Origin of the sequence: Nocardia sp. NPDC051463 (genome assembly GCF_040681975.1) — a bacterium.
Taxonomy (GTDB): Bacteria; Actinomycetota; Actinomycetes; order Mycobacteriales; family Mycobacteriaceae; genus Nocardia.
Genome location: NZ_JBFBAB010000014.1, coordinates 147,058 through 169,174 on the forward strand (window position 1 = coordinate 147,058; position 22,117 = coordinate 169,174).

Annotated in this window: 24 protein-coding genes and 1 riboswitch; of the genes, 13 read left to right on the top strand and 11 right to left on the bottom strand. The window is 64.7% G+C overall.

Translation table 11 applies throughout. From position 1 onward, the window contains the following. Positions 1-30: 30 nt before the first annotated feature. A complete protein-coding gene (locus AB0M74_RS19980; RefSeq protein ID WP_366527737.1) occupies positions 31-582 on the top strand; it encodes a flavin reductase family protein in 552 nt (183 codons plus the stop codon). An 89-nt stretch (positions 583-671) separates the two neighbouring features. On the opposite strand, the gene AB0M74_RS19985 is transcribed toward AB0M74_RS19980, so the two are convergent. After that, positions 672-1,994 carry an aminotransferase class V-fold PLP-dependent enzyme gene (locus AB0M74_RS19985; RefSeq protein ID WP_366527738.1) on the bottom strand — a complete coding sequence of 441 codons (1,323 nt, stop codon included), beginning with the start codon at positions 1,992-1,994 and terminating at the stop codon, positions 672-674. Positions 1,995-2,040: 46 nt separating this feature from the next. Beyond that, positions 2,041-2,154, bottom strand: a riboswitch (SAM riboswitch). A 140-nt stretch (positions 2,155-2,294) separates the two neighbouring features. Between AB0M74_RS19985 and AB0M74_RS19990 the strand changes: the two genes are divergently transcribed. Then, positions 2,295-2,939: a LysE family translocator gene (locus tag AB0M74_RS19990; RefSeq protein WP_366527739.1), complete on the top strand. Its 645-nt coding sequence runs from the start codon at positions 2,295-2,297 to the stop codon at positions 2,937-2,939. Position 2,940: 1 nt separating this feature from the next. Here the strand turns inward: AB0M74_RS19990 and AB0M74_RS19995 are convergent, their stop codons facing one another. Then, positions 2,941-4,359, bottom strand: a complete 1,419-nt coding sequence (locus AB0M74_RS19995; protein ID WP_366527740.1) for a DHA2 family efflux MFS transporter permease subunit — start codon at positions 4,357-4,359, stop codon at positions 2,941-2,943. Between the two features lie 81 nt (positions 4,360-4,440). Between AB0M74_RS19995 and AB0M74_RS20000 the strand changes: the two genes are divergently transcribed. From AB0M74_RS20000 to AB0M74_RS20010, 3 genes are all read left to right on the top strand, one after another. Next, positions 4,441-4,863, top strand: coding sequence for a MarR family transcriptional regulator (locus AB0M74_RS20000; protein WP_366527741.1), 423 nt, complete (start codon positions 4,441-4,443; stop codon positions 4,861-4,863). 153 nt (positions 4,864-5,016) lie between these two features. Further along, positions 5,017-8,985, top strand: coding sequence for a Pls/PosA family non-ribosomal peptide synthetase (locus AB0M74_RS20005; protein ID WP_366527778.1), 3,969 nt, complete (start codon positions 5,017-5,019; stop codon positions 8,983-8,985). Continuing rightward, complete coding sequence (locus tag AB0M74_RS20010; protein ID WP_366527779.1) at positions 8,985-10,334, top strand: M1 family metallopeptidase; 1,350 nt, start codon at positions 8,985-8,987, stop codon at positions 10,332-10,334. Before AB0M74_RS20005 ends, AB0M74_RS20010 begins: the two co-directional genes overlap by 1 nt. A gap of 19 nt (positions 10,335-10,353) precedes the next feature. On the opposite strand, the gene AB0M74_RS20015 is transcribed toward AB0M74_RS20010, so the two are convergent. The 3 genes from AB0M74_RS20015 to AB0M74_RS20025 form a co-directional block, all read right to left on the bottom strand. Next, on the bottom strand, positions 10,354-10,542 hold the full coding sequence (locus tag AB0M74_RS20015) for a hypothetical protein (protein WP_366527742.1): 189 nt from the start codon (positions 10,540-10,542) through the stop codon (positions 10,354-10,356). 57 nt (positions 10,543-10,599) lie between these two features. After that, positions 10,600-11,064, bottom strand: a complete 465-nt coding sequence (locus tag AB0M74_RS20020) for a DUF2752 domain-containing protein (protein WP_366527743.1) — start codon at positions 11,062-11,064, stop codon at positions 10,600-10,602. A 217-nt stretch (positions 11,065-11,281) separates the two neighbouring features. Continuing rightward, positions 11,282-11,539: a glyoxalase superfamily protein gene (locus AB0M74_RS20025; RefSeq protein ID WP_366527744.1), complete on the bottom strand. Its 258-nt coding sequence runs from the start codon at positions 11,537-11,539 to the stop codon at positions 11,282-11,284. Between the two features lie 69 nt (positions 11,540-11,608). Here AB0M74_RS20025 and AB0M74_RS20030 point away from each other — a divergent pair, with 69 nt between their 5' ends. Beyond that, complete coding sequence (locus AB0M74_RS20030) at positions 11,609-11,878, top strand: hypothetical protein (RefSeq protein WP_366527745.1); 270 nt, start codon at positions 11,609-11,611, stop codon at positions 11,876-11,878. A 242-nt stretch (positions 11,879-12,120) separates the two neighbouring features. Further along, positions 12,121-13,170 (top strand): alpha/beta hydrolase, encoded by a 1,050-nt coding sequence (locus AB0M74_RS20035; RefSeq protein WP_366527746.1) that lies wholly within the window; start codon positions 12,121-12,123, stop codon positions 13,168-13,170. A 109-nt stretch (positions 13,171-13,279) separates the two neighbouring features. Here the strand turns inward: AB0M74_RS20035 and AB0M74_RS20040 are convergent, their stop codons facing one another. The 4 genes from AB0M74_RS20040 to AB0M74_RS20055 form a co-directional block, all read right to left on the bottom strand. Then, the gene (locus AB0M74_RS20040; protein ID WP_366527747.1) at positions 13,280-13,771 is read right to left on the bottom strand and encodes a hypothetical protein; all 492 of its coding nucleotides are present in this window, start codon (positions 13,769-13,771) and stop codon (positions 13,280-13,282) included. A 119-nt stretch (positions 13,772-13,890) separates the two neighbouring features. Continuing rightward, a complete protein-coding gene (locus tag AB0M74_RS20045; protein ID WP_366527748.1) occupies positions 13,891-14,280 on the bottom strand; it encodes a hypothetical protein in 390 nt (129 codons plus the stop codon). A gap of 640 nt (positions 14,281-14,920) precedes the next feature. Then, positions 14,921-15,454, bottom strand: a complete 534-nt coding sequence (locus tag AB0M74_RS20050) for a type VII secretion system-associated protein (RefSeq protein WP_366527749.1) — start codon at positions 15,452-15,454, stop codon at positions 14,921-14,923. Between the two features lie 258 nt (positions 15,455-15,712). Then, on the bottom strand, positions 15,713-15,886 hold the full coding sequence (locus AB0M74_RS20055; protein WP_366527750.1) for a hypothetical protein: 174 nt from the start codon (positions 15,884-15,886) through the stop codon (positions 15,713-15,715). Between the two features lie 218 nt (positions 15,887-16,104). Between AB0M74_RS20055 and AB0M74_RS20060 the strand changes: the two genes are divergently transcribed. The 3 genes from AB0M74_RS20060 (at position 16,105) to AB0M74_RS20070 (ending at position 18,610) form a co-directional block, all read left to right on the top strand. Further along, on the top strand, positions 16,105-16,749 hold the full coding sequence (locus AB0M74_RS20060; RefSeq protein ID WP_366527751.1) for a dihydrofolate reductase family protein: 645 nt from the start codon (positions 16,105-16,107) through the stop codon (positions 16,747-16,749). A 529-nt stretch (positions 16,750-17,278) separates the two neighbouring features. Continuing rightward, entirely contained in the window at positions 17,279-18,295 is a 1,017-nt protein-coding gene (locus AB0M74_RS20065; RefSeq protein WP_366527752.1) for a hypothetical protein, read from the top strand. Positions 18,296-18,409: 114 nt separating this feature from the next. Further along, positions 18,410-18,610, top strand: coding sequence for a hypothetical protein (locus AB0M74_RS20070; protein ID WP_366527753.1), 201 nt, complete (start codon positions 18,410-18,412; stop codon positions 18,608-18,610). Positions 18,611-18,762: 152 nt separating this feature from the next. Here the strand turns inward: AB0M74_RS20070 and AB0M74_RS20075 are convergent, their stop codons facing one another. Together AB0M74_RS20075 and AB0M74_RS20080 are read right to left on the bottom strand one after the other, a co-directional pair. Next, positions 18,763-19,056: a hypothetical protein gene (locus AB0M74_RS20075; RefSeq protein WP_366527754.1), complete on the bottom strand. Its 294-nt coding sequence runs from the start codon at positions 19,054-19,056 to the stop codon at positions 18,763-18,765. Positions 19,057-19,222: 166 nt separating this feature from the next. After that, entirely contained in the window at positions 19,223-19,393 is a 171-nt protein-coding gene (locus AB0M74_RS20080; RefSeq protein ID WP_366527755.1) for a hypothetical protein, read from the bottom strand. Between the two features lie 354 nt (positions 19,394-19,747). Here AB0M74_RS20080 and AB0M74_RS20085 point away from each other — a divergent pair, with 354 nt between their 5' ends. Genes AB0M74_RS20085 through AB0M74_RS20095 form a run of 3 tightly spaced genes read left to right on the top strand, consistent with a single transcriptional unit; the run spans position 19,748 to position 21,448 of the window. Next, the gene (locus AB0M74_RS20085; RefSeq protein ID WP_366527756.1) at positions 19,748-20,119 is read left to right on the top strand and encodes a hypothetical protein; all 372 of its coding nucleotides are present in this window, start codon (positions 19,748-19,750) and stop codon (positions 20,117-20,119) included. Beyond that, positions 20,100-20,618, top strand: a complete 519-nt coding sequence (locus AB0M74_RS20090) for a DUF6879 family protein (protein ID WP_366527757.1) — start codon at positions 20,100-20,102, stop codon at positions 20,616-20,618. Before AB0M74_RS20085 ends, AB0M74_RS20090 begins: the two co-directional genes overlap by 20 nt. Then, entirely contained in the window at positions 20,615-21,448 is an 834-nt protein-coding gene (locus AB0M74_RS20095) for a helix-turn-helix transcriptional regulator (protein WP_366527758.1), read from the top strand. Before AB0M74_RS20090 ends, AB0M74_RS20095 begins: the two co-directional genes overlap by 4 nt. The last annotated feature ends 669 nt before the right edge of the window (positions 21,449-22,117 follow it).

Here is a 22,117-nt window from a genome sequence, read left to right on the forward strand (position 1 = left end):
ACACTCTCGAACCGGGCGTAGCTTCGACATGTGACCGAAGCACAACGGCCCGCCTCTAATTTCCGGATTCCCGACGATCTGAGCGGCATTACCGCCGAGCAATACCTCGCCTCTATGCGCCACTATCCCGCTGGCGTCACGGTCGTCACCCTCTGCTCCGAGACCGGCCCGGTCGGCTTCACCGCGACATCCTTCGCGTCGTTGTCGCTGCAACCCCCGCTGGTCTCCTTCAACATCGCACACACCTCGTCGAGCATCGCTGCCCTGCTGAAAGCCGATTCGGTGGTCATCCACTTCCTCGGTGAACACCAGCACCACCTGGCCCAGCGCTTCGCGCGCGCCGCGGCGGAACGTTTCACCGACCGCTCGCTGTGGACCACCCTCGACACCGGCGAGCCGGTCCTGCACGGCACCCCCATCTGGGTCCGCGCCGTTCTCCAGCAGCTCATCCCCATCGGCGACCACACCTTCGCCGTCGGCTTGGTCACCCGCGTCCACGACAACACCGATGAAAAACCGGCCGCCGCGCCGCTGCTCTATTACAACGGCCGCTACCACCGCCCGAACGCCCTCGGCGAATGAGCCCGGTTACCCGACGTCCAGGGTGTTGAAGAAGATCTCGACGGGGAATGGCTCGCCGAGTAGCAGCACATCCCACCCCCGAAGTTCGGTCAGCCGAGGTGGCAGGGTGCGGCGCCGACAGCGGTGTCGGGGCTGGTGAAGGGGCGGGTTTCGGGGGTGGGGTTCCATAGGCCGTCGGTGGCGGCGTAGTTCCAGGTAGCGCCGGATTCGACAAGGGCTGCGATGGCCTCGACGAGGCGGTCGACGTCGGTGGAGCTGGTGCCGAGGCCGATGCTGGCGCGCAGTGCGCCGTCGAGACCGAGGCGGGCCAGCAGCGGGTGGGCGCAGAAGCGGCCGTCGCGGATGCCGATGCCGTGTTCGGCGGAGAGATAGGCGGCGACGTGGCCGGGGACGAAGCCGTCCAGGGTAAAGGCGACAATGCCGACGGTGTCAGGGCTGTCGTCCCAGATGCGCAGCAGGTTGACGCCGGGAATGGCGGACAGGCCGGCGCGGAGTCGGTCGGCGAGCAGGCGTTCGTGGGTGGCGAGGGTTTCGGGATCGATCGCACAGAGCGCGTCACAGGCGGCGGCGAGCGCGGCCGCGCCGAGGACGTTCGGGGAGCCTGCCTCGTGGCGCTGCGGTGCCGGGGCCCAGTCGGCGCCTGTGGTGGTGACTTCGCGAACCGCGCCACCGCCTGCCAGATACGGGTCGGCGGCATCCAGCCAATCGCGCCGCCCGACGAGCACACCCGCGCCGTAGGGCGCGTACAGCTTGTGCCCGGAGCAGGCGAGATAGTCGATGCCGCTGTCGCGCAGACTGATTCGGCGATGCGGAGCCAACTGTGCGGCATCGACCAGGATGCGCGCACCACACTGGTGTGCGATGGTGGCCAGTCGCTCCAATGGCAGCACCTCGCCGGTGACGTTGGAGGCCCCGGTGACCGCGAGCAGCGCGGCGGGCTTGCTGCACAGTTCGGCGACCAGCAGCCGGATGGTCTCGGCCACGGTGTCCGCGGCCCGGACTACCCGGCGGCCATTGCGCGTCCACGCCAGGAAGTTGGCGTGGTGCTCGATATCCAGCACCACGGTGTCGCCGGGTACACAGGCGGCGAGCAGGTTCAGCGCGTCGGTGGTGTTGCGGGTGAACACCACCACCTGGTCGTCGTCGGCATCGAAGAATCCGGCCACCGAACCGCGCGCCGCCTCGTAGCACTCGGTGGAGATCCGCGAGGCGTAGCCCGCACCCCGGTGCACGCTCGCGTAGAACGGCAGCAACTGCTGCACTCGGTCGGTGACCTGCGCCAATGCCGGTGCGCTTGCGGCGTAGTCGAAGTTCGCGTAGGTGGTCGTTCCGCCCTGGACGAGCGGCACCCGCAGATCGTCGCCGGAGACCCGGGCGAGGGCGGCGCAGGTCTGCTCCACCACAGCAGTCATCACGAAATCCCGTCGGCTATGGGACCCGGAACCAAGGGGGTTGACGAGTCCGCGCTTGCCGCGCCCGGTCGGGCGGCGGCCAGGTCGTCACCTGGAGCACCCCACCGCGGAGGAGGGTTGCCGACCAGCTAGCCAGGGCTTGATGCTGGTACTCATGACCTGCACCGAGATTGGCAGACCGCACCGGCCGCTGTCAACCGGAATCGGAAACACCACACTCGCGACCAGGAGAAGGCGAGCATGGTTTCGACACGCCGAAACCCGGTTGCGCCATGTCGTGATGTGCGGTCCCCTCGGTGAGTGACGCTTTCCCTGCTGCTCAGTTTCGTCGGCCTGTGCGTGCTGCTGTCCATCACGCCCGGCCCCGATTCGTTCCTGGTGCTGCGCTTCTCGATCGTGGACGCGCGACCCGGGATCGCGGCAGCGATCGGATCGGCGCTCGGCGGCATCGGATGGGCCATTGTGGTCGCGGCGGGCGTCGCAGCTTTGCTGGAGCAGTCGGCGACGGCCTATCGCGCACTGAAGATCGTCGGCGGAATCTACTTGGTGTACTTGGGAGTTCGGGCGCTCATCGATCACCGGCGACAGCGGCGGGCCGCCCTCGACCCGGCCGAAGCGGTTACCGCGCAGGCGAATTCCGCTTCCCCCGCCTCGATTCGCTCGGCATTCGCCGCAGGGCTGGTGTCGTGCATGTTCAACCCGAAGGTCGGTCTGTTCTACCTGGCGGTGCTGCCCCAGTTCCTCACCGACGTCACCTTCGCCAACACCCTCGCCCTCGGCGCGGTCGAATCGAGCATCGCCGCGGTGGAGATGGTGCTGCTCGCGATCGCTGCCTCGCGCGCCGTGGCGATGCTACGCAGGCCGAAGGTCCGCGCTCGCCTGGAGCAGGCGAGCGCGGCTGTCCTCGCTGCCCTCGGTATCGGCACTGCAGCCTCGGCCGCCTAGGTCACCCTTTTTCCTTGCGCCACAAGAGGATCGATGCAACGAGCGCGACGGCTCCCGCACCGGTCAACCACCCGAACGACCGCTGGAAGCTCACATCGATGGACACACCCGCCGCGGCCGCACGATAGAGGACGACCGCCATCAATGCCGCACCGACGGCGCCACCCACCCGCTGCACGATATTCACGAACGACGCGGCATCCGGGAGTTGCTCGCGACCGACTGCCGCATAGGCCGCCGTAACGATGGGCATTCCGGTCAGTCCCGCAGCAATCCCTCTGACCAGCAACAACGCCTGCACAAGTAGGGGATTCAGCGAGGCGTCCGACAGCGCGAACGACACCGTTGTCGCGACGATCAACGCATTGCCCGCCACCGCGACGACACCACCCCCGTAGCGGTCGGTCAGCCGTCCCGATACCGGCAGCGCGACGATGCCGCCGAGACCGAACGCGAACAGCGACAGCCCGGTGGCGATCAACCCTTTGCCATGCAGTAGCTGGAAATACAAGGGCAGCAACAGCATCGACCCGAACATCGCCACGCCTGCGAAGAAGTTGGCCACGTTCGCGGTCGCGAAGATCGGATTGCGGAACAGGCCGACATCGAGGACCCGCGGCCCGCGCCCGCGCACCGAGCGCAGGACGAAGCCACCGAGCGCGACCGCGCCGACCAGCACGGGAACCCACACCGACACCGCGGCAAGCCTGCCCCGACTACCGAATTCGCCGAGTCCGTAGACCAGTAGCGAAAGCCCGGCCCCGATCAGCACGAACCCCGCGACATCGAACGGCTCACCGCTGCCGCGCACGTCCTCGCGCGGCAGCACGCGCCGTGCGAGGACAAAAGCCACCGCGCCGAACGGAATATTGATCAGGAACAGCCATTGCCACGACAGCTCGGCCAGGAGCACGCCGCCGATGGTCGGCCCGATCGCGGGCGCGGCGACCACCGCGATCCCGACCACGCTCATCACCCGCCCCAGCCGCTGTGGACCCGCGACCCGGCCGATCAACGTCTGTCCGGCGGGCACCAGCAGCCCGGCGGCCAATCCCTGCACAACGCGCAGCCCGATCAGCCAGCCGATATTCGGAGCAAGCGCGCAGAGACCGGAGACCACCGTGAAAGCGACCAACGCGCCGAGCCACACCCGATCGGTCCCGACCCGGCGACCGAGCCACCCGCACAGCGGCAACGTGACCGCGAGCGCGAGCAGGTAGGCGCTGGCGATCCACTGCGCGCTGTCCAGCGCGGCGCCCAGATCGCGCGCGATCACGTTGAGCCCGATATTCACCAGCGAGGTGTCCAACATGCCCATCACCGCGCCGAAGACCACAACACCGGCTACCCGCCACACCTGTGCGGTGATCGGTTCCAGTGCGGCTCGACCTGCGGTGGCCGCGTTCCGAGTGTCCGTCATGGACCCTCCCCAATCTGTTGAGTTTGTAGATTGCGGAGGTTATCAACAATCTACGTTCTCAACAATAGGTAGAATTTCAGGATGACTGCCGATTCCGAGCACCCGCCCGGCCTACTGCGTTTCCCGACGTATGTGTTCGGCAAGCTGCATCAGGCGCTCAAAAACGAGGTCGGCACGTCATTGCGCGATCAGTGGGTGCTGGTTCACCTGGAAGACAACGACGAACTCAGCCAGCAACAGGTGTCGGACGCGATGCACATCGATCGCAGCGAGGTCGTCCGGATGATCGACGGGCTGGAGCAGGCGGGTTTCGTGGTCCGCACGCGCGATCCGGGCGATCGCCGCAAATACCGCCTATCCATCACCCAGGCCGGTAAAGCCGAGCGGCGCCGCACCGACGAGGTGATCGAGCAGGCCACCGCCAAGGTGCTACGCCGCCTCGACGACGAGGAACGAAAGACCCTGCGTCGCCTGACGCTGAAAGCCCTCGGATACGACGACTGAGGCGACCGACCACCCGGTTCGTTGAACGACGAAAGCCCGGTACCGCAGGTACCGTGGACTGTTGGTCACCATGGCGTTTGCCGATTGGTAACCCTCTTGTGAAACAACACTCGTGAAGCGCTAGGCAGGTCTATGAGAGGTGGGCAGGACGTGATGCTGCAGCCGCAGGTCGACGCCATTGCGGGCGAGGACCCGATCACCTCGGATCCGCTCCGGCGCGCCGGGCTCGCTCCGCAGGTCAGAACCCTTGTCGACATCCTGACCAGCACCACCGCCGCCTACCCCAACGCCGCCGCCATCGATGACGGCACCGTGGTGCTCAGCTATACCGAGTTGCGCGCCGAGATCGCGACCGGAGCCGCTCGGCTGATCGCGGCCGGCGTGCGGCCCGGCGACCGAGTCGGCGTGCGGATGCCGTCGGGCACCCATGAGCTTTACGTCACTATCCTGGCCATCCTGCACGCGGGCGCCGCCTACGTGCCGGTCGACGCCGACGACCCCGACGAACGCGCCAGGCTGGTCTTCGGCGAGGCGAAGGTCACCGCGATCGTGACCGGGGCGGGCATCAAGACGACCGCGGAAGGCGCCGAACGGATCGCGGCGGGAGCCGACTCGACCGCCGCCGACACCATCGATGACTCGCCCCTGCGCCCCACCCCTGGTGACGACGCGTGGATCATCTTCACCTCCGGTTCCACCGGCACCCCGAAGGGTGTCGCTGTCACCCACCACAACGCCGCCGCGTTCGTCGACGCCGAGGCACGACTGTTCCTGCGGGACGCCCCGATCGGACCGGGCGACCGGGTGCTCGCCGGGCTCTCGGTCGCATTCGACGCCTCCTGCGAGGAAATGTGGCTGGCCTGGCGCAACGGCGCCTGCCTCGTGCCCGCGCCACGCGCCCTGGTTCGCACCGGAGCCGACCTCGGCCCCTGGCTGGTGCGCCGGGAGATCAGCATCGTCTCCACGGTTCCCACCCTGGCCGCGACCTGGCCCGCCGAGGCACTCGACCCCGTCCGGCTGCTGATCTTCGGTGGCGAGGCGGTGCCACCGGAACTCGCCGAACGCCTTGCCGGAAACGGAGATTCCGACCGTGAGGTGTGGAATACCTACGGCCCCACCGAAGCAACGGTCGTCGCCTGCGCGGCGCTGTTGGACGGCGGTTTCCCGGTTCGGATCGGGCTTCCACTCGACGGCTGGGATCTCACCGTCGTCGACGCGGACGGAAATCCGGTGAGCGAGGGCGAATCCGGCGAACTGGTGATCGGCGGGGTCGGTTTGGCCCGCTATCTCGATCCGGCGAAGGACGCCGAGAAATACGCTCCGCTGCCGTCGGTGGGCTGGGACCGCGCCTACCGCAGTGGTGACCTGGTCCGCAACGACCGCGCGGGCTTGGTCTTCCTCGGCCGTGCCGACGACCAGATCAAAATGGGCGGCCGCCGCATCGAACTCGGCGAGATCGACAACGCGCTGCAGCATCTGCCCGGAGTGACCGGCGCTGCCGCGGCGATCCGAACCACCAAGGCGGGCAACAAGATCCTGGTCGGCTATCTGACCGGCACCGCCGTCGACTTCGACCTCTCCGCCGCCAGAGCTGTACTCGCCGAACAACTCCCGGCACCACTGGTCCCACGCCTGGCCGTGGTCCCCGAACTGCCCACCCGCACTTCGGGCAAGGTCGACCGCGACGCACTGCCCTGGCCGCTGCCGAACGAGACCGAAACCCCGAGCCACGAACTCACCGCCACTGAGCAATGGGTTGCCGACCTGTGGGATGCGATCCTCGGCGCCGAGGTCACCAGCCCCGATACCGATTTCTTCGACGTCGGCGGCGGCTCACTCGCGGCCGCACAACTGGTCACCGCGCTGCGCGAACGCTACCCGCGCATCGCGGTCGCCGATCTCTATGACCATCCCCGCCTCGGCGCGCTCGCCGAATTGCTGGACGAGACCGCACCGACGGCGGCCACCGAAACTCGTGTCGTGCGTCCGACTCCGCTGCGCGCCCAATGGATCCAGGTGCTGGCGACCGTTGCGCTCTCGACCCTGACGGGCATGCAGTGGCTCACCTGGCTCGCGATCGTCGGAAACATCGCGGGCCGGTCCGGCTCACTGCTGTGGTTGCCGCACCTGTCCTGGTGGTGGACTCTTGCCGCATTCCTACTCTTTATCTCCCCGCCCGGCCGCATGGTCATCTGTGTGACCGGGGCCCGCGTGCTGTTGCGCGGCGTATCGCCGGGCAGTTATCCGCGCGGCGGATCGGTGCACCTGCGCCTGTGGGCCGCGGTCCGGCTGTCGGAGGCCAGTGGGGCCGAAAGCCTCTCCGGCGCACCATGGATGGTGCCTTTCGCGCGCGCACTCGGCGCGAAAATCGGCACCGGCGTCGACCTGCACACCCTGCCGCCGGTGACTGGAATGCTCGCACTCGGCGACGGCTGCAGCGTGGAACCCGAGGTCGACCTGTCCGGATACTGGATCGACGGCGATGTGGTGCGCATCGGACCGATCGTCATCGGTCCTGGCGCGGTAATCGGTGCGCGGTCGATCCTGCTGCCCGGCAGCAAGATCGGCAAGAACGCCGAGATCGCACCGGGCTCCGCGGTCTCGGGCAAGGTCAAGGCAGAACAGGAATGGGCAGGCTCGCCCGCGACGAAGGTCGGCAAGGCCCAGCATCGCTGGCCCGACCACACCCCAGCACGGGCCGCGCACTGGATCGCGATCTTCGGCGTGACCTCGATGGCGCTGGCCGCCATGCCGATTCTCGGACTCGCCGCGGGCGGCGCGTTCATCGCGTGGTTCCTCCGCGACGCCCGCACCCTGGTAGGCGCGCTCGGCCGCGGCTTCGCGATCCTGCCCGTCGCCACGCTGCTGAGCCTCTTTGTCTACGCGGTGACAACGCTGGTCGCGGTGCGGCTGCTCAGTATCGGGCTCGTCGAAGGTCATCACCCCGTGCGCAGTCGCGTCGGCTGGCAGGCCTGGGCCACCGAGCGACTACTGGATTCGGCGCGCAACTTCCTGTTCCCGCTGTATGCCAGCCTGCTCACCCCGGTGTGGCTGCGCCTGCTCGGCGCGAAGGTCGGCAAGAGCGTCGAGGCGTCGACGGTGCTGCTGCTGCCGAAATTCACGACCGTCGCCGACGGAGCTTTCCTCGCCGATGACACCATGATCGCCAGCTACGAACTCGGCGGCGGCTGGCTGCGCATCGGCGACGCGAAGATCGGCAAACGCGCGTTCCTCGGCAACTCCGGGATGACGGCCCCCGGACGGCGGGTGCCGAAAAACGGTCTGGTCGCCGTGCTTTCCGCGGCACCGTCCAAGTCCAAGGCAGGCTCCTCCTGGCTCGGCAGCCCACCGGTTCGGCTGCGCCGCGCCTCCGAGACCGGCGATGCCGAACGCACCTTCCATCCGCCGCTGCGCCTCAAACTGGCCCGCGCCGTCGTCGAAACGTGCAGGCTATTCCCGGTGCTGGTGACCTTCGCTATCGGGCTCGGCGTGCTGTTCACCCTGGCATGGACCGCGCAATCGATCGGCTATCTGGCCGCCGCGACGCTGAGCGGCCTGGTGCTCATGGCCGCGGGCGCGGTGGCCTGCGCGAGCGCCATCACCGCAAAGTGGTTGCTGGTCGGCCGCATTCGGGCTGAGGAACACCCGCTGTGGAGTTCGTTCGTGTGGCGCAACGAGGTTGCCGACACCTTCGTCGAAACCGTTGCCGCACCATGGTTCGCGCGCGCCGCAACCGGTACGCCGGTGCTCAATCTCTGGCTGCGAGGACTCGGCGCGCGCATCGGCCGCGGGGTATGGTGCGAGTCCTACTGGCTACCGGAGGCGGACCTGGTGACTCTCGGCGATGGCGCAACCGTGGAGCGGGGCTGCGTGGTGCAGACCCACCTCTTCCACGATCGAATCATGGCCATGGACACCGTCACCCTCGGCGCGGGCGCCACCCTCGGCCCGCATTGCGTCGCATTACCCGCGGCGACCATCGGTGACGGCGCGACCATCGGCCCTGCCTCGCTGGTCATGCGCGGTGACTCAGTGCCGCCGTCCACCCGCTGGTGGGGCAATCCGATCGCACCGTGGTCGAGTCCGGTGCCGAAGCCGAGCGAGGCCGGGGCAGCACGCTGATGCCGGGCAAGTTCTACGAAGAGCCCATCGACGAGTACCTGCCGCAGAACGGAAATCGCGGCTACCGGGTATCACGGTATGAACTCGACCTCGTCTACAAGGTAGCCAGCAACCGGCTGGCAGGCCGCGCCGAGATCACCGCCGTGACCACCGCCGTCCGGCCCCGGTTCGCGCTGGACCTTTCCCAATCACTCACCGTCTCCAAGGTGTTCGTTAACGGGGCGAAGCCGGCAAAATATGTACACCAGCACGGCAAGCTGGTCCTCACGCCGCAGCACGGCATTCCGGCGGGTGGGGTGCTGTCGCTGGTTGTCCAGTACAGCGGGATTCCGCGACCGGTGCACGGTCCATGGGGCGAGGTGGGCTGGGAAGAACTGACCGAGGGTGCGCTGGTGGCCAGCCAGCCCAATGGCGCCGCGTCCTGGTTCCCCTGCGACGACCATCCGAGTTCTAAAGCCAGCTACCGGATTTCGATCACCACCGACACCCCCTACTACGCGCTGGCCAATGGCACCCTGATGCGCAAACAGACCAAGGCGAGCCAGACCACCTGGGTCTATGAACAGTCGGAGCCGATGTCGAGCTACCTGGCCACCATCCAGATCGGCCCGTACCAGAAACATCGGATCGATTCCACGCACGGCTCGGTACCGATGCAGGCCATCGTGCCCGCCCGGCTGCGCGCCGCCTTCGACCATGATTTCGGCCGCCAGCCGCAAATGATGGACCTGTTCACCGAGCGTTTCGGCCCGTACCCCTTCGAGGGATACACAGTGGTCGTCACCGACGACGAGCTGGAAATCCCCATCGAGGCCCAAGGCATTTCGATCTTCGGCGCCAACCACTGCGACGGCCGTCGCGGCGCCGAACGGCTCGTCGCGCACGAACTGGCGCACCAGTGGTTCGGCAACAGCCTCACCATCCGGCAGTGGCGCGACATCTGGTTGCACGAGGGCTTTGCCTGTTATGCCGAATGGATCTGGTCCGAAGCCGCAGGCGGGCCCACGGCCGACCAGCTGGCCCGGGCCGCCAGGCATAATCTGGCACGGCTGCCGCAGGACATCACCGTCGGCGACCCCGGCCCGCAGCGCATGTTCGACGATCGGGTCTACAAGCGAGGTGCGCTCGCCTTGCACGCACTGCGGCTGGAGCTCGGCGATCTGTCGTTCTTCGATCTGATCCGGGAATGGACCGTCCGCTACCGGCACGCCTCGGTCACCAGCGAGGAGTTCACCGACCTGGCAGGCCATTACAGCCTCGTCCCGCTGCGCCCGCTCTGGGATGCCTGGCTGCTCAGCGAGCCGCTGCCGCAGCTACCGCCCTACAACGGTTTATCGTCCGGAGGCTGACTCCGGCGCTGCCGCGGTCTCAGAAAACGAGATAACGGGTGGCCAGCTCTTCGATCAACGGGTCGTCTTCGGCGACGCCGTTCAACGCATCGAGATCCGCCGCCACCGCGATCTGCCGCGGATCGTCGCGCTCCGCGTCCGGAGTGCCGTCTTCGGCCAGCTGGCGCTGTAGCTTCGCGCGGACGCGGTCCTTCAAAGAGTCACTCATGATCGAAGCCTGCCCGGCCGGCGCGGAAAGATTCGCCGATGCCACGTCGCGCGCCGCTCATACCGGCGTCAGCCAACTTCCCCATGGTGTGTTGCGCAGTACCGAGTACACCGCGAACAGGCCGAATATCACCCACATCGTGCTACGGCTGATCCGCGGCAAGCGCATGCGCTGACCACGCCAGGCGCGCACCGCCCAATCACTCACCAGCAGGATGAAAGCGAGGACCAGCGGCACGGCGAGCACATTGCTGTGCAGCGAATCGATGAGGTGGCCGTCGGTGAGGTTGTGCATAGCGCGCAGCCCGCCGCAACCCGGGCAGTAGTACCCGGTCAGCCCGTAGACCGGGCAGATCCCGTAGGAACCCTCGCTGTGCGGATCCCGGAAGTGCAGCAGCACCGCGGCTGCGATACCGACGCCCGCAACCAGCGACGGCATCCCGAGGGCGCGCCACCCCGAGCGATGCGCACCGTCCGGGTCCGGGTGCGCCGCCGGGCCGGATGCTACGTGCGTGGTCTCCACAAGCACCAACGGTAACCGTGCCGGACCTGCCGCCGCCACCCGCTGAAATCCCGCTCGGCCACGGCTGGTCGGGTTGGGCGAAACGCAAGGTGTTGCCCGACGGGTCGACCAGTTCGAGGCCGGGCCTATCCCTCCCATCCGCCGGGCCGCCCAGCTCGGCAGGGGCGGTGCTGCTTCGCGGCCGACTCGGTGCGCAGCGCGTTGATGTCGTTCACCGCTATCCACACGACCGATCCCGGGGAGTGCCGTCGCCGTGATGCTCGCTGAGGTGGATCGTGGCCGTCGACCGCGAGAGTTGCGCGTAGCGCGGAAAGTCGGCGCCGAACCGGTGTCCCCAGCCGACCACGAATCCCAGGTAGTCGCAAAAGAACTCGTACGCCTCGACGGAATCGAACATGCGCAGTACCGGAATGGGTGCCGCGCGACCGATCGCGTCGGAAGCCATGACCGCGATGATGGCGCCGCGATCGGACATGCTCGAAGAGCTTGCCGGTCATGATCAAAAAACTCCGACGTTTCCGCAGCTAGAGTACAATTTCTCGACGTGGATGCCGCTGGTGTTACCCGGCTCGACGGATTCGGGGTCAGTGCGGCTCGCAAGCTCGAATTCGGGCATGTGGGCCACTGGCATATACCTCCGGACAGTGATCACCCAGGCTCGGTCGCGGTGGAAGTAGATCCCGGCGACGGTTCCTCTGTGGTGGTTTTCGTCCGAGCACCCAATCGCCGCGACATCCCCGGCGATTTCCATCCCGACGACCAGGTTTGCCTGGTCATGCCGGAGGCCATCGCCGCCCTCTACTCCATCGGCTGACCGGCCACCACCGCCGGATAACAGCACTCCCCTGTCTCGATAACCCCTACGTGACGATTCGGCGTCGTCCGGGATATCGGGAAGTGCTCACTCGTGCCGGATGTTTCTTCTGGAAGAACCGTTCACCTGTCCGATCGTCGGGCATCCACGTGAGTGGGCGAGCTTTTCCGGAAGCGAGCGCTTGCACTAGCAAGCACCTTGCTTGCGCGGTACTGTGTCGGCAGACACAAAGGAGTGCTCTAATGCTGGTGAAGTCGATGAGGACGCTGGCGGAGGCGCGAAATGGCGCCCTGACCGCCGCCTACCGTGCCGGACTACGATCGCGTACCTACCGGACCGCATCGTTGAACGCGCCCACCGTTGCGCACGAGGTCATCCCTGTCACCACCGTGGACGGTGCCCGCCTTCGGGTGCATGCCTACGGCCCCGCCGACGGCGAGGTGATCGTGCTGATCCACGGCTGGAGCTGCAGCATCGAGTACTGGAATCCCCAGATCAACGCCTTCGCCGACCGGTACCGCGTGGTCTGCTACGACCAGCGCGGCCACGGCGAGAGCCAACTCGGCACCCTCGACATCGGCGCGCAATCGCTGGCCGACGACCTGTCCACCGTCCTCGACGCCACCCTGCGCCGCGGTCAGCGCGCGGTGCTCGTCGGGCACAGCATGGGCGGAATGACGTTGCAGGCGTGGGCAGCTCGCTACCCCGAACAGGTGCAGCGCAGCGCGTCGGCGGTCGTACTGCTGAATACCACCTCGGGCAACGTCCGGGCCGACAGCCAGGTGCTTCCGCTGCTCAACAGGCCGCTGACGATCGCGAGCAAACCCGTCACCCTCTTCGGATCCACCGTGCGCCTGCCGGACTTCGTCGCCGAAACAGTGCTGACCACACCGGTTCCGCTACCCGGCGGCTGGCCGGCGAGCGCGATCTTCAAGGCACGCGTGATGACCAAGGACGCCACCGACGACCAGGTGGACTTCGCCTTCGGCGTCGTCCGCTCCTGCCGCCCGCTCACCAGCGGTCGCCACGCCGCGGCACTGGCCGATGTCCAACTCGGCGACGCCGCACAGCATCTGACCGTCCCGACCACCGTGATCGCGGGCAGCAACGACCACCTGCTCCCCGAGAGCATGTCCCGCCCGATCGTCGAAACACTCTCCCGCACCGGCTATCTCGCCGCATACCAGATCTGGCCGACCGGCCACCTCGGGAACATCGAAGCCACCGATCGCTTCAACACCGAACTCGAACACGTCATCCAGCGCGCGAACCCGACCGCTGTCGCAGGCTGACCCCAACTGTTCTCCTGGGCCGGCCAACGTCGCCCGGCCCAGGAGCAACACCCACGCTCCCGCCGCGCGTCAGTGCTCGCGCGAGCGTACGAGGCGAGCATCGCTCATCTCATCTCGCTTCACGCCCGAAGAAGTAGCCGACGACAATTCCGGCCAGGCCCGACACCGGCGCAAGATATTGCGTCAGCTCCGGCGCCGGAAGACCTTTGACAATGCCGAAAATCACCCCGGCGACCGTGCCGGCCACGAGCGTGGCGGCTAGTCCTGCACGGAAGCGAGCCTCCAGGATCTTGTTCCTCGCTTCGGCCTCTTCCTTCACGAGCTCGGTGCGCCTCGACTCCGCCTGCAGCTCATGGTCGCGGCGAGCCCGGTCGACAGCCTCCGTATCGGAATACGCCGACGCCTGGTAGTCGCGCTTCGCCGTGATGTAGGTCATCAACTGATCGAACGACATGGATTCGAGGCCCATTAGTCGCGAAGCACTGATGATGTCTTGGATCTCGACCTGAGTGTCGATCATCTCGTCATAGATGATCGACCCTGAATCACCTTGCACAGCAACAGCCGAAGGGTCCTCGGCCATCTCACGTTCGGCGGTCATGGAATGAGTATCGCCCGCTGCTCGGTCGAATGGTGGGCAGTCGGAAGCAAGATTTTGCACCGGCTCGAGGATCGAGCCATCCACGGACAGGATGCGCGTGCGAGATCGCCGCAGCGGTTCTACTCGCCCTCGCGCGGCGGCAAGGGCGCGTAGCTCAGGTCCGCGTCGGGGTCGGCGCTATAGCCTTCACTCCACTTCAACTCACCGTCGCGCTCGTACAGCTCCTGATGGGGCAAGTAGGCAGGGTTCGCGTTTTGCTGGTAGTAGTTCTCGTCGGTTCCGTAGCGCCACCACGACGGAGCATCATGCGGATTGTGGACCTGTACATCGGAGGTCAACGCGCGGTAGGGGTCGGCAACTCGGGTGAGATCCAGCGAGCTACGCGCGCCGACGGTCGTAGTCGATACATCGACTTTGGGTCCGTACACCTCGAGCACGCCCGTGCGGGCCTTCAGAGCATCGAGGTCCGCGTCGGTCAAGGTCTTGAAGGGCTTATCGGGCAGTAGCACCAATGGTCCCCCCTGTCGCCCTGCGGCCTGTTGCAGATACTTGCTCGAGGCTTGTACTCGGAGGAAAGTTTCTTCATCTACACATACTGTTTCGGTTCGCCGTCCCAGAATTCCGCTTTTGATCGTCAGCAACCTCTGGCGCTCAGGAGCGCCATCCGGCATACGCGCCGTTCCCGGAGGCAAAGGCTCGTCCAAGGCCCTACTTCGGGAAAATATCGGTTGCTCCGGCGATTCGAAACGCATCCAATGTGCAATGACAGGCTTGGTGATCCCGGGGTCGCCATGAACGGTGTATTGGTGATCAGCGGTTCTGTAGTTTGCCGCGGCCCAATACTGCCCGTGGCGGGTACCTCCCACCGGAAAATCCGCTCCGGACAGGTCCCTACTAGCGGTACCGTTAGGTCCGTAAAGAGGCTCAACGACGACTTGGGAAGCTGTGAATGTCCGTTCGGCGGCAGGTTCGAAGTTGCTCAGGGCGATAGCGCCGGCGCGATCGCCATCTCCGTCTATCTCGATGACCCCACGCAATATTCCCGCCGTCCCCGTCATGGGTTCGCTCACCAAATCGCGTTCTCTGGTGAACGCTGCCGTCAATCGGGGGAGAATCGATCTCATTTTAGCGGCGAGCACGGTTCGGCCTTCACGACTCGGAGGTTGTATGCCGCAAGGCATTCACCGTCAGACGGAAGGGGGCATATCCGTTGGGGTTGACGAGGATATCGGTGCCTGCTGGGACGATGTCCGGCAGCGCGCTGCCCACCACGGGCCACCAGCTGTCCACGGCAATGCCGCGCTTCTGCCACTGGGCGGTGGCTATCAGCGCACACGGGATGCCATCGGAGGCCGTAGTCACCGCCGGCTGGTTGTCTTCGTCGCACCCGATCTCGACAACCGAGTCGAGCATGATGGACACGAACTCATCGGCGAGTCGCGGCTCGCCTTCAGCGATCAGCCGCAGTATCGCATCGAGCGGGTCGGTCGGTGTCGCCTCCCCCGCCGGTACGTAATCGGGGTTCGGCTGAAACGGCCCCGCACTACCGTTTTCGTTCATCATCCAACCGCCCACGATCACCTCCGACGGTGGATGCTCCGTCGGCGTGCTCGATTCCCATTCCGGTGCGACCAGGACCAACCATTCGCCTTGCCGAATCACCGCGGGCACGGACTGATCCATTACCACTCCTGCGCCGGATCGTGTCGCAGCCACATAATCGATAGTCGATAATCAAAACTTATCAACCGGACGAGGTGGCTGCTGAAATCCTGGAACCAAATAGAAAATTCCATGACACACCTCCGTCGCGTGCCATGGTAGCCACTCCCCGACCATACGAATTCCCCACGCCGGGAAGAATCGACAAGTGCGGCGACCGGAACAAAGTGTGCGATCAACGCCGGATTCGATACCCGCTCGACGAGGTTCTCTCGATTCTCACGCCTTCGTGCGGCCTTCGGGCGCGATTGCCATGGCCGGCCCTTCGACTTCGACGGCTCGTTCGAGATACCCCCCACACACCTGTTCGGCATCGGCTCGTGTCCGCTCGGCGATAACATGCAGCGCTTCGCCTGGAGTTGCGGTCTCGCGATCAACGGCGGTGCCGACCACAGCAGTTCCCCGGGCCGTTGATGCTGCGCCGGCTGCCCTATCAGCGATCCGGGCAAACGCGGCTGGCGAGTTGTCGGATGCGACGACTGTTCGACGGAGAGCTTGCTGGTCGCTCGGCGCAGGACGCCGAGGCCGGCAGCAGCCCCGCATGGACTGCTTGCACTTACTATGCCCCTCAGGCAAACTGATTGCATATTGCAACCAGAAAGGGCATTTCGATGACACAGCTCGTGCGCATCCATAACTTCAACGTCTCCAGCGACGGGTACGGCGCGGGGACCGGACAAAGCCTCGAGCGTCCGTTCGGGCACGCCGACCCGGAAACCATGTTCGCGTGGGCGGGGGCGACCGCGAGTTGGGTCAACCGCACCGAGCCAGGAGGGACACGCGGCCTCGACGACTACTGCACGCGCGAGTTCGCCCGCAATATCGGGGCCGAGATCATGGGGCGCAACAAGTTCGGACCGCACCGCGGCCCATGGGAGAACTATCAATGGCAGGGCTGGTGGGGCGAGGAACCGCCGTTCCGCACACCGGTGTTCGTTCTCACCCATCATGAACGACCCTCGTTCACCTTGGGGGAAACAACGTTTCATTTCCTGAATACATCACCGGAGGACGCCTTGAAGCAGGCGATGGCGGCCGCCGACGGAAAGGACGTGCGGATCGGCGGCGGGGTCGCCACGGTGCGCGCATTCCTGGACGCCGATCTCATCGACACCATGCACTTCGCTGTCGCACCCGTCGAACTCGCCCGCGGCGAACAACTCTGGGACAGTCCCGATCACTTGCTGGACCGCTTCCACCTGGAGAAGATCCCGAGCCCGAGCGGGGTTGTCCACCACTTCTTCTGGCGCCGCTGAACCGCCGTTATCAAGCTTCGAGCTGCCGCCCGTAGCTACCTAGTGCTGCATCTAATCCAGTAGTGGCGCAAAGAATCCGACAACTCTGATCCGATGGGTGCCATGTCGCATCGGACACTCTCGAAGAGTGGGAAAAGCAAGTAGTTCAAGTCGAACCGGAGGGGACCGGCAACCTGAACGCCGCCGCCGGACCGGACTCTTGCGGACCAACCTCGGCAGCACCTGGGTATTCGGCGGTGGCTACGCGGATGCCCTGGGGGCCACGCTCGTGGCGACATAGCCAAGTAGCGCCCCTCCGCGTCAATACGGTACGCGATGCTGTATCGCTCCTGCGCAGGTGAGCACGTCTTTTCGTGCCCCAGTGTCAACATTCGTACCGTGACGTCGGCACGCATCCCAGACGACACAGTGCACGCACACAACACACATCCACACCGCACGTCGTGGGGCATACGTCAGCGCCACCCAGATTCCGACGAACAGCCAGCATTTCACATCCGCAGAGGGAATTCTCTAGGATACTGGCGACGTGGATGATCTCTACGCGCGCTTCGCGATTCAGAAACCCCCCTACCTCGCCGAGGACTACTGGAACTGCATCGTTGCTGAGGCCAACCGGTTACAACGATCGATGGACGCCAAAGACGCCTCTCAAGCTCTCAGCGATGTGAAATGTTTGGTGGAGTCGATTGCAAAAATCGTGCTCGATATCAACGGCACACCGTCCGCAAAGAACGATGCATTCGACAAGGTCGTCAAGAAGGCTCACGAACTGCTCGCGAAACAGCCCGGCTACGAGCTGGCCGATAGGTCACCGTTCGGTGTTATGGCGACGCAGGCGTCTAAGGTCGCGCTGAATCTCTCCGACATCCGCAACGATTTTGGTGGCGGTCACGGCCGTTTCCACACCCCCGACCTTGAGGACGAGATGCTGCACATGGCGCTCGACGGGGGCTTGATGTGGGCAAGATGGGCGCTGCGGCGCATCGGTTACTTCGCAATCGGGCGACCCACACAGCTGATCGAAGCACTTGTCGGCCCGCAGTCGATGAGCTTCACGAGCGGGCCACCAAATCCCTTGAAGGATCGACTGATGGCTGCAAATCTCTCCTCGCTTGAGAGCAAACACCAGCGCAGTATCGGTGTCGCTGTCGGGCAGCGTTCGGCGCGGGATACGTTTATGGTGCTCATCGACGGTGTGGAGGCCTGCGGGGAATCAAGCGACTTAACCAAATGGCCGGAGGGATACCGGATCGGGGTGGTATCGGGATTGTGGGTCGACCCGCACGGCCAAGTCACCATCAGCAGCCGGTGGATTCAACATGCGATGAAGGTCCTCGAGCCAGTTCCCGACTGCTCAGCGGAGCTGACCAACCTCGTTGATGAAGTCATGAACTCGGGCATCGACCTCACCGCTAAAGAAGCGGCGTCGGACGTGCGGGCGATGCAACAGGAACTGGTGAAGTGGATACCGAACCGCCCCGCCAGCGAGACCGCAGCATGGGAGAAGCTGGCCGCACACATCACACCTGATCCGTTCGCCTGAACCCGCCACTTGCGGGTGCCAAGGTCACAACTTGCCACGGAGTCCATCGTCACCTGTTCGGACCAGCGCCTGACGTCTCTTACGTTGCTGTCGCACACCATCAAGGCGACACCGATGAAGGAGACGACGATGACCACGCCCGCCGCGAAGAAGACCACCACGAAGCCAGCCGAGGCCCTGACCACCAAGCAGGTTGCCGAAGCGCTCGGCACCGACCCCAAGACGCTGCGCGTGTTCCTCCGTGCATCGACCGACTACGAAGCCGTGGGTGCCGGGTCGCGCTACTCGTTCACCACGAAGACGTCGGCCCGATGAAGACCCGTTTCGCCAAGTGGCTCAAGGAGCGCGAGACCGCGAAGGCTGCCAAAGCAGAAGCCGCGAAGCAGACCGAGGAACCCACACCCGACGCCGAGTAACCCCTCGTGCCTCTCAGCCCTGGCTACGGCCGGGGCTTTGTGGTGGACGCACTACTCGACGATCCGCCACTCACCGAACGGTGGGCGCTCATGCGAGACAACGCGGATATCGAGGTTGGGCTTGCCCGGGTCGAAGATGACCTTCTCTACGCGGAACTTGAATCCGTTCTCATCGAGCCACCAACCCTCAGTGCCTCGTTCGTGGTCGGACTGCATGATGTTCAGCGTCTCGTCCCCGCGCTTCAGATCCTCGTAAATGCCTGCGGTCGACGGTCCCAACGCGAACTCAACCAGCCCGTCGTTGTCGATCCGCTCCCATATGTGACTGCCCGGCCTGACGGCCATGCTGCCTCCTCGGCTCGTGTTGATCCGAGCGTACCGACAGCTACCGACACACTGCCCTCGTTACGCCCGTGCGGCCCTGACGAATCGCCACCATGCAATCCACTTGAGCGTGTGTATGTCAGTCACTTAGAAGACGAAGCAGGGATGGATACGGTAGGTCATCGCGTCATGCGTCGCGATCGGTGACGACGGGCAGCTCCATCGTTGTCTCAGAGGCCATCTCGTAGTACTTGACGCTGTGCCGTCCCGGCGGGCGCGGCGTGGAGCGATGGCCGCCCAGCATGAAGCCGAGCACGAATGCCGCTACTACGGCGAGGCTGAAGACGATCACGACCATAGCGACTCGCAAGGTAAGCGCGGCATGCCATCGCGGATTTCATCGTCTATCAGCACAGGAACGCCGAGCCATTGCCCAACGTCCTTGGCGTACAAGATCGCCGCTTGCCTCGCTGCGCGGTAGTCGAACACCAGAGGCCCGAACATGATGCGGACGTGACACTGATCCTCTTGCACGCCAATACCTTTCGGCGAACGATTGGTTCTGAGTCGGGTGAAGGACGTGGACACCTCACCCGACCCATTGCAGTTAAACCTAAGAACCTGACCGCGAAAACCTGAACGATATTTCTCCGAATTTCTCGCTGGTACGATTTCTGTTGACTAGTTTCTCCCGGTATTCGACGATTGACGTATGGAAGAAATCACGCGAAACGCCACGATGGAAGACGGACCGTTGCGCTTAACGTTCCTCGGTAAGAACACCCAGAACGGCGGGAGCCCAACGCTCTTCGCCACAAACAGGGGCACTTACGTCATCCAGAGCTGGAGGGTGAAGGGACATGATGACCAAGTGGAGATTCCGCACCGGCTACTTGCCCACACCCAACCAGGGACCAGCGTCGGCGCACCGTTGGAGGACACCGGACGCGGCACGTTCATCCTGTCGGGTACTCCAGTGACAGACGTTGCGGCGTTGGCACAGATGAACACCCCGGACCACGAGACCAGCATCGAGGTTCCCGTAGGACAGGAGATTTGGATTCATGCAGCTACTCCAAGGTGAGGAAATCGACAACTTCCTCCGATCCTGCGAGCACAGCGCCTACCACCTCGAAGTTCTCGACACGTACGAGACGCCGGAGGAAGCCGAGCCGTTCCGCAAGTTTTTGGCCGGCGAGCCCGACGACTACGCATGGGGCACGGACTGGTGGAACCTGATTCGTGATGTCACAAGCACGGGGCGAGGGGTTCGCCGTGCCCGCATCGTCACCGAGCCACACACCGACTACACCCGCTGGGGCCTCGTCGTCGCAGAACAGAACATCGCTGTGGGCGAGGAAATCCGCTACCTGCCCCGACATCTCATCAACTCTGCCGAACTGACCACAGATGACTTCTGGCTCGTCGATGACCGGACGCTGGCGTTCACCGTCTTCGAGCCGTCAGGCCGATACGTCGGCTGGGGCATAAGCCACGACCCGGTCATAGTCGAACACGCTCGGGCGGTGTGGAATCGAGTGTGGGACAAGGCCGTCCCTCACGCTGAGTACGTCAAGGCGTGACCACTACCGCGAAAGAGGCCCGCGAGGCGTTCGGTGAGCGCCTGCGCAACCTCCGCAAGGATGCTGGGCTTACCGGTAGGCAACTCTCTGAGCTTGCCGGTTGGCCCCCTTCCAAGGTCTCGAAGATCGAGTACGGCAAGCAGGTGCCGACCGATGACGACGTGCGCGTCTGGTGCATCCACACCCACACCGCCGATCAAGTACCCGACCTCATCGCCAACCTGCGCAACGTCGAAACGGCCTATCTCGAATGGCGTCGGATGCGCTTGCCGCACAGGCAGAAACAGTCGATCGCATCAGAAGCCAAGACGAGCCTCATGCGCTGGTATGAGCCCGTGCTTGTGCCGGGCTTGTTGCAGACCCCGCCCTACGCTGAGGCGATTCTCCGTACGGTGCTCGACTTCTGCGACGAACCAGAGACCGAGATAGACGCCAGTCTTGCCGCGCGGCTCGAACGTCAGCAAGTCCTGTACCGAGGCAATCACCGGTTCTATTTCATGCTCGCTGAACAGGTTCTCCACACCCGCGTTGGCACCGCGGATTTGATGCTCGAACAGATGGACCGATTGCTCACCGCGATGTCTCTTCCTCGCGTCGTGCTGGGCATCGTCCCGTCGGCGCACACCTACACCGCGCCCACCAACAACTTCATCATGTTCGACACCCGCATGGTCCAGGTCGAGACCATCTCCGCTGAGCTGACGATCACCCAGCCCAGCGAAATTGCATTGTACGACAAGGCATTCCACCGACTCAAGGAGCAAGCCGTCCACGGTAAGGACGCGCGGGCAATGATCGCTGCGGCTATGGCCGACCTACGCGGCGACTGAGATCATTTGCGCCAGAACCGGAAGCACTCAGCGAGCCCGCGCAATGCATCAGCGCGATACCTCCCGGGCACACCGCGCACCGTGAGCGCAACCGCTACGGTCCGGCCAATGGTTGCGATCGCCAGGGACAGAGCCGCGATCACCAGGGCGGTAATCATCATGGGCGACCGCGCTTTACGCGGATTGAGCTCGAATTCATCACGCCTTCCTCGGTCTTCGGATCAAGTCGAGTGAAGCGTGACGGTATGAACCGACGTGTGCCAAACCGGACTGTGCACACACCTGTGGATAACCAGTTGATGGAGGGTTATCCACACTGTGAATTGCTGGGGATAACTTGCGAATTCCGATGGACGCGCTCAACATAGCCGCTGGTCGGCATCAACTTCCCGGAACTACATGCTTGGGATTAGATTCGTTCCGGCGTGTCTCAGAATCCGCCATCTCGGGCATGTCGCAATCTGATCATGATCTACACACACAGCTTCCGACGTGCGGTGTGGGACCACTCTTCTGATCAGCGATCAGATGTCATGTTAGGCAAAGTGTCGGACCCGCCAATTAGAGTTGAATCTGAACCGTCACGGGTTGGGGGCCGCTTCTTCCTAGTGGAAGATGGTTCCCATCATGACGAAGCGTTACCCGCCCGAGGTTCGTGAGAAGGCCGTT